Annotated in this window: 9 protein-coding genes and 1 tRNA gene; 6 read left to right on the forward strand and 4 right to left on the reverse strand. The window is 68.2% G+C overall.

What is annotated here, in order from left to right:
- Positions 1–119 precede the first annotated feature (119 nt).
- On the forward strand, positions 120–1,331 hold the full coding sequence (locus tag ABNQ40_RS23505; protein ID WP_199235537.1) for a DUF2252 family protein: 1,212 nt from the start codon (positions 120–122) through the stop codon (positions 1,329–1,331).
- On the opposite strand, the gene ABNQ40_RS23510 is transcribed toward ABNQ40_RS23505, so the two are convergent.
- From ABNQ40_RS23510 to ABNQ40_RS23520, 3 genes are all read right to left on the reverse strand, one after another.
- A complete protein-coding gene (locus ABNQ40_RS23510) occupies positions 1,307–2,566 on the reverse strand; it encodes a CCA tRNA nucleotidyltransferase (protein WP_109050076.1) in 1,260 nt (419 codons plus the stop codon). The two genes, ABNQ40_RS23505 and ABNQ40_RS23510, sit on opposite strands and share 25 nt — an antisense overlap.
- Positions 2,567–2,639: 73 nt before the next feature.
- A complete protein-coding gene (locus ABNQ40_RS23515) occupies positions 2,640–3,278 on the reverse strand; it encodes a CoA pyrophosphatase (protein WP_109050075.1) in 639 nt (212 codons plus the stop codon).
- Positions 3,279–3,310: 32 nt separating this feature from the next.
- Positions 3,311–3,889: a DUF1285 domain-containing protein gene (locus ABNQ40_RS23520; protein WP_109490952.1), complete on the reverse strand. Its 579-nt coding sequence runs from the start codon at positions 3,887–3,889 to the stop codon at positions 3,311–3,313.
- A 253-nt stretch (positions 3,890–4,142) separates the two neighbouring features.
- Between ABNQ40_RS23520 and ABNQ40_RS23525 the strand changes: the two genes are divergently transcribed.
- From ABNQ40_RS23525 to ABNQ40_RS23545, 5 genes are all read left to right on the forward strand, one after another.
- The gene (locus ABNQ40_RS23525) at positions 4,143–5,168 is read left to right on the forward strand and encodes an AAA family ATPase (RefSeq protein WP_377809398.1); all 1,026 of its coding nucleotides are present in this window, start codon (positions 4,143–4,145) and stop codon (positions 5,166–5,168) included.
- A gap of 20 nt (positions 5,169–5,188) precedes the next feature.
- On the forward strand, positions 5,189–6,118 hold the full coding sequence (locus tag ABNQ40_RS23530) for a DUF58 domain-containing protein (RefSeq protein WP_109050074.1): 930 nt from the start codon (positions 5,189–5,191) through the stop codon (positions 6,116–6,118).
- Positions 6,119–6,166: 48 nt separating this feature from the next.
- Positions 6,167–8,890, forward strand: a complete 2,724-nt coding sequence (locus ABNQ40_RS23535) for a DUF4159 domain-containing protein (RefSeq protein ID WP_109050073.1) — start codon at positions 6,167–6,169, stop codon at positions 8,888–8,890.
- Entirely contained in the window at positions 8,890–10,995 is a 2,106-nt protein-coding gene (locus ABNQ40_RS23540; protein ID WP_391349063.1) for a hypothetical protein, read from the forward strand. Before ABNQ40_RS23535 ends, ABNQ40_RS23540 begins: the two co-directional genes overlap by 1 nt.
- A 119-nt stretch (positions 10,996–11,114) precedes the next feature.
- A tRNA-Gln gene (locus ABNQ40_RS23545) sits at positions 11,115–11,189 on the forward strand.
- Between the two features lie 175 nt (positions 11,190–11,364).
- Here ABNQ40_RS23545 and ABNQ40_RS23550 read toward each other — a convergent pair.
- A complete protein-coding gene (locus tag ABNQ40_RS23550) occupies positions 11,365–12,546 on the reverse strand; it encodes a hypothetical protein (RefSeq protein WP_146255496.1) in 1,182 nt (393 codons plus the stop codon).
- Positions 12,547–12,634: the final 88 nt, after the last annotated feature.

A 12,634-nucleotide genomic window follows, 5' to 3' on the forward strand; every position in this document is an offset into this window, starting at 1 on the left:
CCAAGAACATGCCCCGTAAGCATGCATGGCTGGGTCGTTGTGGGTTGACCGGTTGCGGCATGGCGGATGACCGATGCGTTGCCCATTTCCGGCCTCGCAACTTCGGATCCGGATGGATGATGTCGTCGATTAACCAGCCCACCCCGCCCGATCAGCGCCAAGCGGTCCTGTCCCAGCGCCGAAATCTCAAGATGGCCGAATCCGCTCACGCCTATGTGCGCGGCAGCACCGTGAAATTCTACGAATGGCTGGAGAAGTCCAGCGGCAAGGTCCCAGACGGTCCGCCGGTCTGGATCTGCGGCGACTGCCATGTTGGCAACCTCGGGCCGGTCGCCAATGCCAAGGGCCGGATCGGCATTCAGATTCGCGATGTCGATCAGACGGTTGTCGGCAACCCCGCCCATGACCTGATCAGGCTCGGCCTGTCGCTCGCCACCGCGGCGCGCGGTTCCGACCTGCCCGGCGTCACCACGGCGCTGATGCTGGAGCGGATGATCGAGGGCTACATGATGACCCTCGACGGCGAACTGGGCGGCGATACGGTGAGGAAGAGGCCGTCGGTCGTCCGCGTCGGCATGCGTCAGGCCATCGGCCGCACCTGGAAGCATCTTGCCAAGGACCGCATCAAGGACATCCGGCCGACCATCCCGCTCGGCAAGCGGTTCTGGCCGCTGACCGACGAGGAGCGCGCCGCCGTCGAGGATCTGTTCGCCAAGGATCAGGTCCGCCGCCTGGTGACCGCCCTACACTCCCGCGACGACAACGACCGGATCGAGCTTCTGGATGCGGCCTATTGGGTGAAGGGTTGCAGTTCGCTCGGCCGGCTGCGGATCGCGGTGCTTCTCGGCGTCGGCGAGGGCCATTACGACGAGGGCGGCCTCAGCCTGATCGACATCAAGGAGGCGGTCCAGGCCGCAGCACCGCGTGCAGCCAAGAACGGCATGCCGCGCGACAATGCGGAACGCGTGGTGACCGGCGCACAGAATCTTTCACCCTATCTCGGCGACCGCATGCGCCCTGCCCGCCTGCTCGACCGCGCCGTCTTCCTGCGCGAGCTGCTGCCGCAGGACATCAAGCTCGACTTCGATCATCTGACGCGCGAGGAAGCGACCCGCGTCGCCTTCTATCTGGCCGCCGTGGTCGGCAAGGCGCATGCCCGTCAGATGGACGAGGCGACGCGCAAGTCATGGCGCGGCGAATTGGCGCGCAACCGGACCAAGAGCCTTGATGCTCCGTCCTGGCTGTGGTCCAGCATTGTCGACCTGATCGTCGGTCACGAAGCGGCCTATCTGGAGCATTGCCGCCGTTACGCCGAACGGCCGGATGCCTGATCGAGAAGGCGACGCGCCATTTCGAGGCAGGCGTCGCGGTCCGGCTGGAAATCCCCGGCGATCCACCAGGCCTCGACACGCTTCAGCGTTCCGCCGACCAGCGGGCCGCGCGGAATGCCAAGCTCCAGCAGGTCGCGACCGGCGATCGGCAGTTTCAAGCCCGGCAGGTCGTCGGCCACCGACAGGGCCTTGCGCAACGCGCCCAGATCCAGCGGACCGTCATGGATTGCGGCGGCGATCAGCAGCAGGTCACCGAACAGTTCCGCGTCGCCGACGCGATACAGCGCCTGACGCAGGGCCTTGCGGTCGTCCGACGGCGCCACCGCGACCGGCGGCTCGACCAGGGCCAGCAGGCGGTCCCGTTCGTGGTTGGACAGGCGCAGAGCGTCGGCAGCCCTGAGCGCGCCCGGCCGGTCGCTGTCCAGCACGGCGGCCAGCCGGCGGGTGGGGTCGGGCGTCAGGCCGAGATCGCGTTCCACCGCGATCAACCGATCCAGCCGGTCGGTGTCCATCGCCTCCGGCAGCAGATGGACCATGATCCCCTGCCCCATCATCAACCGCCAGATCGAGGCGGCGCAGGGAGCGGTCAGCAGGCGGAACAGTTCCCCCCGCACCCGCTCGCCCGACAAGGTCGGCAGGCGCGGCGCCAAGTCGCGACAGGCGGCCATCGCCTCGGCATCCGGCTCGCCGCGGCCGTAATGGGCATGGAAGCGGAAGAAGCGCAACAGGCGCAGCACATCCTCCTCGATCCGCCGGCGGGCTTCGCCGACGAAGCGCACATGTCCGGCGGCGAGGTCGGCCAGACCGCCGAACGGGTCGAACATCGCCCCATCGGGCGTGCAGCTCAGCGCGTTCATGGTGAGGTCGCGGCGAGCGGCGTCCTCGATCCAGTCGTCGGTGAATTCGACACGGGCATGGCGGCCGAAAGTCTCCACGTCGCGCCGCAGCGTGGTGATCTCATAGGGCTTGCCGCCGCACAGCGCGGTGACGGTGCCATGCGCGAGGCCGGTCGGGATGACGCGGATCCCCGCCGCCTCCAGCAGTTCCATGACCCGCTCGGGCGGCGCATGGGTGGCGATGTCGATGTCCTTCACCGGCCGGCCGAGCCACGCATCGCGCACGCAGCCCCCGACGAATCGCGCGTCGGCGCCGCCCGATGCCAGGGCAGCGAACAGCGCGAGGCTTTCGGGGGCGGTCATCCAGGGTTGGGGCGACAGGCGTGCGGCAACGGTCATGGCGCGCGACGCTATCCGATTCCCGGTCCCCATTCCACCGCCGTCGGGTTCGGGACCGTCGGTTCTGGCACCGTCAGTCCGCCCCCTTCCCCGTTTCGCGGGCGGCGGCACCCAGCACGTCGCGCAGGTTCACCAGCATGCCGGCGGTCGCCCCCCAGATGTAACGCTGCGGGTAGGGGAAGGCGTAGAACCAGCGCGGCTTGCCCAGGAACTCGCGGCTGTGGCGTTGCGGGTTCGACGGGTCGAGGATGAAGGACAGCGGCACCTCGAACACCTCCGCCACCTCGGTCGGGTCGGGCGTCAGGATGAAGGGCGGCGTCACCACCCCCACCACCGGCGTCACCCGGAATCCGGTGCGCGTGACATAGGTATCCAGCCGGCCGACGATCTCGATCCGGCCGCGCTCCAGCCCGATCTCCTCCGCCGTTTCGCGCAGCGCGGTTTCCTCCGGCGTGCCGTCCTCCGGCTCCATCCGGCCGCCGGGGAAGCTGATCTGGCCGGCATGGGCGCTCAGCGTCGCGGTGCGCTGGGTGAAGATGACGGTCAACTCCTCCGGCCGGTCGACCAGCGGGACCAGCACCGCCGCCTCGCGCAGGGTGGAGGGCGGCCCCATTTCCGGATTGAGGTCGTGGTCGCCCCGGATCTTGGCGGCGTGCTTCGGCGCCGTCCGGTTCGACCGGACGACACTCTCCACCGCCGCATCGGTGCTCATCGCCGGCAAGCGCCGGCGGACTTCCTCCAGGCTCAGTCGCCAGGCAGCCTGCCCAGCGTGAAGAAGACCTTGTTGCTCCATAGACCCACCTCGGACTCGCCGGTTTCGGTTTGGCGCGTCTCGCTGCGCTCCACCATGTCGTAGAACACGGGCCGCAGGATCAGCGCCTCAAGCCGGCTTCTGATTTCGATGTAGGGTGCCGGCTCCCCGGTTTCAGGGTTAACGGCGACGCGGATCGGATGTTCGGGGCCGGCCTCCACCCAATGATCGAGGTTGGTACGGAACGACAGGACCTGATCGGCCCCGCTGCCCGCCACGGTCATCTCCACCGCGACGAAAGGGGCGTCGTCCACGACGATCCGGCCGCGCTCGACAGGCGTGATCAGCCAGTAATCGTCGTCGTCGTCGCGCTTCAGGACGGTGGAGAACAGCTTCGCCAATTCGATCCGGCGGATGGGATCGCCATTGTGGAACCAGGTGCCGTCGCGCGCAATGCGGATGTCGTACTGCTCCAGCGTGGGTGTCCGTCCCAGCGCCACCGGCAAGTCGGACGGCAGATCCGGCGGCGTCTCCGGAACGGTTTGTCCATCTGAGCGCTTGTCATTCGCCATCGCGTTACCGACCTTCATAGGATTGGGAACCGCTTTGTCCCCGGACATGCGCATTTTCGCCACACTCGGCCGCTAGGTCCACTCCAATGGTCCTGGCGCCACCACCCGTCCGGCGGCACATCCGGCGGCGGGATTCGGAAAATGGGTGTCGACAAGGTGCCGGAACAGGGCCAACCATGCGGATCCCGTGTTTCGCGTCGCGGAATCCAGCGACCATGACACCGATCGGCCCATCATCGGGGAGCAGCAGACCTTGAGCGCACAGGACATCCTGAGGGGGCAGCCTCCCGTGCCGGAGGACCCGCAACGGCTGATGGAAGAGATCGAGGCGCTGGGCGACCGCCTTGCCTCAGTCCGCGACCGCATCGGCCGCGTGATCTTCGGCCAGCAGGAGGTGATCGACCGCACGCTGGTCACGCTGCTGGCTGGCGGCCATGTCCTGCTGATCGGCGTTCCCGGCCTTGCCAAGACGCGGCTGGTGGAAACGCTGGGCACCGTGCTGGGCCTCGCCGAAAAGCGAATCCAGTGCACGCCCGACCTGATGCCCGCCGACATCCTGGGCTCCGAAGTGCTGGAGGAGGGCGACAACGGACGCCGGTCCTTCCGCTTCCTGCCCGGTCCGGTGTTCAGCCAACTGCTGATGGCCGACGAGATCAACCGCGCCAGCCCGCGCACCCAGTCGGCCCTGCTCCAGGCGATGCAGGAGCACCGGGTGTCGGTCGCCGGCCAGTACCACCCCCTGCCCCAGCCCTTCCACGTGCTGGCGACCCAGAATCCGCTGGAGCAGGAAGGCACCTATCCGCTGCCGGAAGCCCAGCTCGACCGCTTCCTGATGCAGATCGACGTCGATTATCCCGACCGCGAGGCGGAACGGCGGATGATGATCGCCACCACCGGGGCCACCGACGAGCGCGCGGTGACGGTGCTGTCCGCCGCCGATCTTCAGACTGCACAGCGCCTCGTCCGCCGCGTGCCGGTCGGCGAAGGGGTGGTGGACGGGATCCTCGACCTCGTCCGCCGCGGCCGGCCTGAGACGTCGGAGCTGATGGAGGTGCGCCAGCATGTCGCCTGGGGTCCCGGCCCGCGCGCCAGCCAGTCGCTGATGCTCGCCGCCCGCGCCCGTGCGGTGCTGGACGGCCGCCTGTCGCCGTCACTGGACGATGTCGTTGCGCTGGCCAAGCCGATCCTGAAACACCGCATGGCGCTGAACTTCGCCGCGCGGGCCGATGGGGTGACGCTGGACGACGTCATCGACCGCCTCTGCGCGCCTCTGGCCTGACCCCTCGAAGCGGAGCCGCAATGCCGCGCAGCCCAAACTCCCCGCAAAAAGGCCAGCCGCCGGGTCAGCTGTCGAACACCCTGCTGGCGCGGCATCGCGCGGAGGAGCTGGCATCCGCCCTGCCCCCGCTTCTGGTCGCGGCGGAACGGGTGGCGGCGACCGTCGCCCAGGGGGTGCATGGGCGCCGCCGCGTCGGGCTGGGCGAGACCTTCTGGCAGTTCCGCCGCTACCAGCCGGGCGACGCCCCGTCGATGATCGACTGGCGCCAGTCGGCCAAGACCCAGCCGGTCTATGTCCGCGAGAATGAATGGGAGGCGGCGCAGAGCGTCTGGCTGTGGCGCGACCGCTCCGCCTCCATGGATTTCCGTTCCGCCGCCGGGCTGCCGACCAAGCGGGAGCGGGCGGATCTGCTGACGCTCGCCACCGCCGTGCTGCTGGCCCGCGGCGGCGAGCGGGTCGCCCTGCTGAACAGCGGCGTGCGGCCCGACCATGGCAAGACCGCCATCGACCGCATCGCCCGTCTGATGACCGACCCGCGTGCCGCTGCCGCACCCGATCCGCTGCCGCGTGTGGAACCGCTGCCCCGCCATGCGCAGACGGTTCTGTTCGGCGACCTGCTGTCCCCCCTGCCGGAAATCCACGCTATCGTTGCCGGCCTCACCGGGCGGGGCCTGCGCGGCCATCTGGTCCAGATCCTCGATCCGGCCGAAGAAACGCTGCCCTATGACGGCCGTGTCGATTTCCACGGCCTGGAGGGCGAACAAAATCTGCTGGTCCCCCGTGTCGAGGCCGTTCGCGAAGCCTACCGCGAGCGTCTGAAGGCGCAGCAGGACGGGCTGGCGGCGCTTGCCCGCACCGCCGGCTGGAGTTTCGCCGTTCATCGCACCGACCGTTCGCCGCAATCCGCGCTGCTCACCCTCTGGGGTGCGATGGCGATGGAGGCGGTGTGACGCGCCGGCCTACCCCTTCTCGCCCCTCCCCCTCGTGAAGACGCGCCAATGCTGGGTCTCGGACCGATCGCCTTCGCCGCCCCCTGGGTCTTGACCGCACTGGCAGCCCTGCCGGTCCTCTGGTGGCTGCTGCGCGTCACGCCGCCGGCCCCGCGTGCGATCCAGTTTCCCGCCATCCGCCTGCTGCGCGACCTGATCGCGCGGGAGGAGACGCCGGCCCGGACGCCGTGGTGGCTGCTGCTGCTGCGGCTGATCGTGGCGGCGCTGATCATCCTGGCCCTGGCCGGTCCATTGCTGAACCCGCGGGCGGCACTGCCCGGCGGCGGGCCGTTGCTGCTGGTGGTCGACAATGGCTGGGCGGCCGGGCGCGACTGGCCGACCCGCAAGCGCACGATGGACGAGCTGATCGCCCAGGCCGACCGCCAGCAGCGGCCGGTGATCCTGCTGCCCACCGCCCCGGCCGCTGACGGGCAACCGATCCATGCAAGCGCCGTCCTGCCGGCACCCGAGGCCCGCCGTCTGGCCCAGGCGATGGTTCCCCTGCCCTGGCCGACCGACCGTGCCGCGGCGCTGGAGGCCTTGAAGGCGGTGGCGACGCAGGCCAACGGGCGCGGCTCGATCCATGCGGTGTGGCTCAGCGACGGCGTCGGCGACCGCCAGGCCGCCGCCCTCGCCGCCGGATTGCAGCGGCTGGGCTCCGCCGATGTCCTCGACGATTCCGCCGAGCATCCGCCTCATTTGCTGCTGCCGCCCTCCAGCGAGGGCACGGCGCTGACCGCCCGTGTCGTCCGCGCCGACCCGTCGAAGCCGGAGCCGGTGACCGTCCGCCTCGCCGCTGCCGACGGCCGGCTGCTGACCCGCCAGACCGTCACCTTCGAGCCGGGCCAGAAGGTTCGGGAGGTGCGGCTGGACGTGCCGACAGAGCTGCGCAACGACGCTGCAAGCCTAAGGGTCGAAGGCGACACCACCGCCGGTGCCACCGTCCTGCTGGACGAGCGCTGGCGCCGCCGCCCCGTCGGTCTCGCGTCCGGCCGGGCGGAGGGGGAAAGCCAGCCGCTGCTCTCCGATCTCTATTATCTCGAACGCGCGCTGTCGCCCTACAACGAGGTGCGTCGCGGCGAGACGCTGGATCTGCTGAAGCGCGATCTGGCTGTGCTGATCCTGTCCGACATCGGCGCCCTGACCGGGACCGAGGTTCAGGACATCGAGGATTGGGTGAAGAAGGGCGGCGTACTGGTCCGCTTCGCCGGCCCGCGTCTGGCCCAACATGCCGACACGCTGGTGCCTGAGCGGCTGCGCATCGGCGACCGCGCGCTTGGCGGCGCATTGTCCTGGTCGGAACCGGCAAAGCTCCAGCCCTTCCCGCCGAAATCGCCTTTCGAGGGGCTGACCATCCCGCCCGATGTCCAGGTGAACCGGCAGGTGCTCGCCGAGCCCGCCCTGGATCTGGCCGACCGCACCTGGGCGAGGCTGGCCGACGGCACGCCGCTGGTCACCTCGCAGAAGCGCGGCGACGGCTGGATCGTGCTGGTCCACACCACCGCCAGCCCGGACTGGTCGAACCTGCCACTGTCAGGCCTGTTCGTCGACATGCTGCGCCGGCTGGTCGCGCTCAGCGGCGGCGTGACGGGAATGGCGTCTACCGCCTCGCTCGATCCGGTCGAGGTGCTGGACGGCACCGGCCGGCTGGTTCCTCCGCCGCCCACCGCCTTCCCCATCCCCGGCAATGCTGCCGCCGATGTGATCGGACCGCGCCATCCGCCGGGATTCTACGGCACCGACGATGCCCGGCGTGCGCTGAACCTGTCCGCCGCCGTCACCGCCATCGACCCGCTGCCGCCGATGCCGGCCGGCGTGGGCCGCGACGGCTATGGCGGCCGCGGCGAGGTTCCGCTAAAGCCGTCGCTGCTGGCGGCGGCCCTGGCCCTGCTGTCCATCGACCTGCTGATCGCACTGGCCTTGCGCGGCCTGCTGCGCCCGCCCAGCCTGCGGCGCAGTGCCGGCGGGGCGGCGGCCGGCCTGCTGCTTGCCCTCGCCCTGTCGTCGGCTCCGCAGCCCGCCCGCGCGCTCGATCAGGACAAGGCGGTCAAGGTGACGGCGGAGACCTACCTGGCTTATGTCCAGACCGGCGACAGCAGCGTCGACGACACCGCCCGCGCCGGGCTTGAGGGGCTGGTCAGTGTCCTCGGCCTGCGCACCGCCGTCGAAGCGGCCGGAGCGGTCGGCGTCGATCCCGAACAGGACGAGCTGGCCTTCTATCCCCTGCTCTACTGGCCGGTGTCGGATCGGCAGAAAGCCCTGTCCGATCAGGCGCGCCAGCGGGTGAACGAGTATATGCGCAGCGGCGGCACCATCCTGTTCGACACCCGCGATCAGGCGCCGGGAGGCGGTCCGGCCGCTCTGCAACGGCTGGTGCAGGGCCTGGACATCCCGCCGCTCGCCCCGGTTCCGCAGGACCATGTGCTGCGCAAGTCCTTCTACCTGCTGACCGACTTCCCCGGACGCTATGCCGGCGGGCAGCTGTGGATCGAAGCACGGGAGGGGCCGGCGAATGACGGCGTGTCCTCGGTCGTCATCGGCGGCAACGACTGGGCGTCGGCCTGGGCGGTCGGCCGCAACGGCCAGCCGATGTTCGCGGTGATCCCCGGCGGCGAGCGTCAGCGAGAGATCGCCTATCGCTTCGGCGTCAACCTCGTGATGTATGCGCTGACCGGCAACTACAAGGCCGATCAGGTCCATGTGCCCGCCATCCTGGAAAGGCTCGGCCAGTGATGCCCGTCGATCTGCTCTCCGGAGTCTCCGTGGCGCTGGCGCCCCTGCTGCCCTGGCCGGTGCTGGGCGCACTCATCGGCTTCGCCCTGCTGGTGGTGCTGATCGCGGCAGTGCGCCGGGCTCGCGGAACATGGCTGCGCTTGCTGGCGGTGGCGGTTCTGGCGCTGGCGCTGATCAACCCCTCGCTGGTCCAGGAGAAGCGCGATCCGATCAAGGACGTGGCCGTCGTGGTAATCGACGATTCGCCGAGCCAGGCCATCGGCGACCGCCGTGCCCGCACGGAACGGGCGGCGGACCAGCTGACCGAGCGGCTGAAGCGCTTCAACGATCTGGAGGTGCGCGTCGTCCGCAGCGCCGAGGGCGGCGAGACCGGCGGCACCATCAACGAAACCCATCTGTTCGATGCGCTGAACCGCGCGATGGCCGATGTGCCGCGCCGCCGCATGGCCGGCGCCGTCTTCATCACCGACGGTCAGGTGCATGACGTTCCGCAGGTGCCGGGCAAGCTGGCCGACATCGGCCCGATCCACACGCTGCTGACCGGCGACCGCGACGAGGGCGACCGCCGCATCGCCATCGTGCAGGCGCCGAACTACGGCCTTGTCGGCAAGCCGGTCGAGTTGACCATCCGCGTCGACGACATGCCCGGCCGCCAGTCCGACGACGCCGCGGTGACCCTGCGCCAGGACGGCGGTGCCCCCAGCACCATCCGCGTGCCGGTCGGCCGCGACGTTCGCGTCGACCTGCCGATCACCCATGGCGGCCAGAATGTTCTGGAACTGGAGGTCGAGCCGGCGAAGCAGGAGCTGACCCTCGCCAACAACCGCGCGGCGGTGGTGGTGAACGGCGTGCGCGACCGGCTGCGCGTTCTGCTGGTTTCCGGCGAACCCCATGCCGGCGAGCGCACGTGGCGCAACCTGCTGAAGGCCGATCCGGCGGTGGACCTTGTCCATTTCACCATCCTGCGCCCGCCGGAGAAGCAGGACGGCACGCCGATCCGTGAGCTGTCGTTGATCGCCTTCCCGATCCGCGAGCTGTTCGAGGTGAAGCTGGACGAGTTCGACCTGATCATCTTCGACCGTTACCGCCGCCGAGGCGTACTGCCGCAGATGTATTTGGAGAATATCGCCGATTATGTCCGCAAGGGTGGCGCCCTGCTGGAAACCTCCGGCCAGGGCTATGCCGGGCCGCTGTCGCTGTACCGCACGCCGCTGGGGTCGATCCTGCCAGCGGCGCCCAGCGGCCAGACGGTGGACAGCCCGTTCCTGCCGACCGTGACCGATGTCGGCCGCCGCCATCCGGTGACTGCCGGACTGCCCGGCGATCGGCTGGACGCGGCACCGAGCTGGGGCCGTTGGTTCCATCAGGTGGATGTGACGCCCAACAGCGGCACCGTGGTGATGCAGGGTGCCGGCAATCGCCCACTTCTGGTGCTCGACCGCGTCGGCAAGGGCCGGGTGGCGCAGCTCGCCTCCGACCAGATCTGGCTTTGGAGCCGCGGCTTCGAAGGCGGCGGTCCGCAGGCGGAGCTTCTGCGCCGCCTCGCCCACTGGCTGATGAAGGAGCCGGAGCTGGAGGAAAACGACCTGCGCGCCCATGTGGACGGCAACCGCATCACGGTCGAACGTCGGTCCCTGACGCCCGACCCGCGCTCCGTCACCATCACCGATCCGTCCGACCGGACCAGCACGCTCCAACTGACCGACGACCGCACCGGCCGGGCCATCGCCACCGTGACCGCCGCGGCCCCCGGCATCTACCGCATCTCCGATGGGGAGCGGACGACGCTGGCGGTGGTGGGTGCCGTGAACACGCCGGAACTGGCTGACGTGAGGTCTACCGGCGACCGCATGCAGCCGGTGGCCGAGGCGACCGGCGGCGGCATCCATTGGGTGACCGACACCGACAGCGGCCCGAATCCCGGCATCGATGTGCGCCGCACCCAGCCTGACCGCAGCCAGACCGGATCCGGCTGGATCGGCCTGCGCGCAAACGGTGACTATACGGTGACCGGCGTGACCGACGTACCGCTGCTGCCGGTTGGTGCGGTGCTGGCCCTGGTGCTGGGTGGGTTGCTGATGGCATGGCGCCGGGAGGGCCGCTGAGCAGCCTCGCGGAGGGCTGATCGATAGCAAAAATTTTCTGAAAACAGCCTGTTGCGTTCGGCCGGTCTTCCGATTATGGTGCCGCTCCTTCCGGCGATACGAGAGATCGCCGCGCCGGTTGGGGCGTCGCCAAGTGGTAAGGCAGCGGTTTTTGGTACCGCCATCCGCAGGTTCGAATCCTGCCGCCCCAGCCAATTTTCCAATTGCTGATACAGCAAACCTCCAACCCGCCCTTCGGCGGGTTTTCGCGTTTTTGTCAGCCGGGCCAGTGCCGACCCCTTCCGAGATCGGCACTGTACCGGGGCGTCGAGACCGGAGGCAGATGACTTGGGAGCACTTGCCTTTCGGGTGTCCCGAGCCATTCTTTCGTTAAAGAGCGGTGGCGAGTGAAGCCGAAGCCTGTTCGGATGCCAGGAACTGCGCGGAACGGCTGGTGGATGTCGTCAGCGGGGCGGCAGACCGTCCCTCGCGATACCCGGATGTCACATAATGCGTCGCAGCCCCCAGTTCGCTGGTGCCGTACATCCCGCGAAGGTCCGAATACCGCGCAAGATAAGCGGAGGCATTGAACGTGGTCGACCTGCCTTCAAGCCGTCCTGCGGTGGCATAGTGAAGCGCTGCAGCGGTCGTGTTCGTTCCTAATGCCTGGATGAGATCGGGATTGGCGGCGATGTAGCTCATTGCATTGAAGCTGGTGCTGCGTCCTTCCACACGTCCGGCATTGATATAATGCTGGGTGGCGGCAACAGTGTTCGCACCGAACGCGGCGGCCAGATCGGGATTAGCCGCAAGATAGCTCGCGGCATCGAAGGTCGTCGACCGGCGTTCGCGGATGCCGGCGCTCAGATAATGGCTCAACACCGGCGCGGTGTTTCCGCCGAACGCGGCGGCCAGATCAGGATTCGCTGCCAGATAAGATAGCGGATCCAGTGCAGCAACGCTTGAGGTTGCAACCGTACGATCCTCGAAGCGGATGTATTCGACCCCGATCAGCTGGTCGTAACCGTTCGAGTCATAGACATAGACGGACCCGCCATAGCTGAAAACGGTATTCCAATACGTGCTCCTATCACGTTGGACGGTATCGATGCCGTCACCACCGTCGATAACGTTGTTCCCGTAGCCGCCATCCAGAAGGTCCGATCCGCCGCCACCCAGAATCGTATCGTTTCCGGTATACCCCCGAATCGTATCGTTGAAATCCGACCCGAACATCGTGTCCGAACCTGACAGGATCGAGGACCGTGCGCTGCTGCTTTCGCCACTGGACAGCCACGCGAGGAAGGTGGTCGCGGGAACCGACAGGTTTTCGACGGTGTAGGTCGGCCTGCCATTCGACAGCGAGCGTATGGCGGAAATCGTTCCGCCCACCACATTGGTGCCCGTCGAATTGTATGCAAAATTTCCATAAAACTCGGTAACTGCACCGCCACCGTAGCTTGCCGAAATATAGGTGCTGTTTGCACCGGATATCTGCGCATACAGAAGATCGGCGATATAGATATTGTCGGTGTTAACCCCGGTTGAACCACCCGCAATAAAGCGCGCCATAGGCCTTCCCCTGATTTTTGTTGCGTTCGTTTTCAGCTCGACGCGTGTTATTCGGATGACGCTTTTAGGATCGCTCAAGCTGAACGAA

The organism is Azospirillum sp. A23, assembly GCF_042938965.1.
Taxonomy (GTDB): domain Bacteria; phylum Pseudomonadota; class Alphaproteobacteria; order Azospirillales; family Azospirillaceae; genus Azospirillum; species Azospirillum melinis.

Excerpts from the sequence above, each read along its gene's own strand:
- ABNQ40_RS23505 (WP_199235537.1), top strand. The coding sequence starts at position 120 with ATGTCGTCGATTAACCAGCCCACCCCGCCCGATCAGCGCCAAGCGGTC.
- ABNQ40_RS23510 (WP_109050076.1), bottom strand. The coding sequence starts at position 2,566 with ATGACCGTTGCCGCACGCCTGTCGCCCCAACCCTGGATGACCGCCCCC.
- ABNQ40_RS23515 (WP_109050075.1), bottom strand. The coding sequence starts at position 3,278 with ATGAGCACCGATGCGGCGGTGGAGAGTGTCGTCCGGTCGAACCGGACG.
- ABNQ40_RS23520 (WP_109490952.1), bottom strand. The coding sequence starts at position 3,889 with ATGGCGAATGACAAGCGCTCAGATGGACAAACCGTTCCGGAGACGCCG.
- ABNQ40_RS23530 (WP_109050074.1), top strand. The coding sequence starts at position 5,189 with ATGCCGCGCAGCCCAAACTCCCCGCAAAAAGGCCAGCCGCCGGGTCAG.
- ABNQ40_RS23535 (WP_109050073.1), top strand. The coding sequence starts at position 6,167 with ATGCTGGGTCTCGGACCGATCGCCTTCGCCGCCCCCTGGGTCTTGACC.
- ABNQ40_RS23540 (WP_391349063.1), top strand. The coding sequence starts at position 8,890 with ATGCCCGTCGATCTGCTCTCCGGAGTCTCCGTGGCGCTGGCGCCCCTG.
- ABNQ40_RS23550 (WP_146255496.1), bottom strand. The coding sequence starts at position 12,546 with ATGGCGCGCTTTATTGCGGGTGGTTCAACCGGGGTTAACACCGACAAT.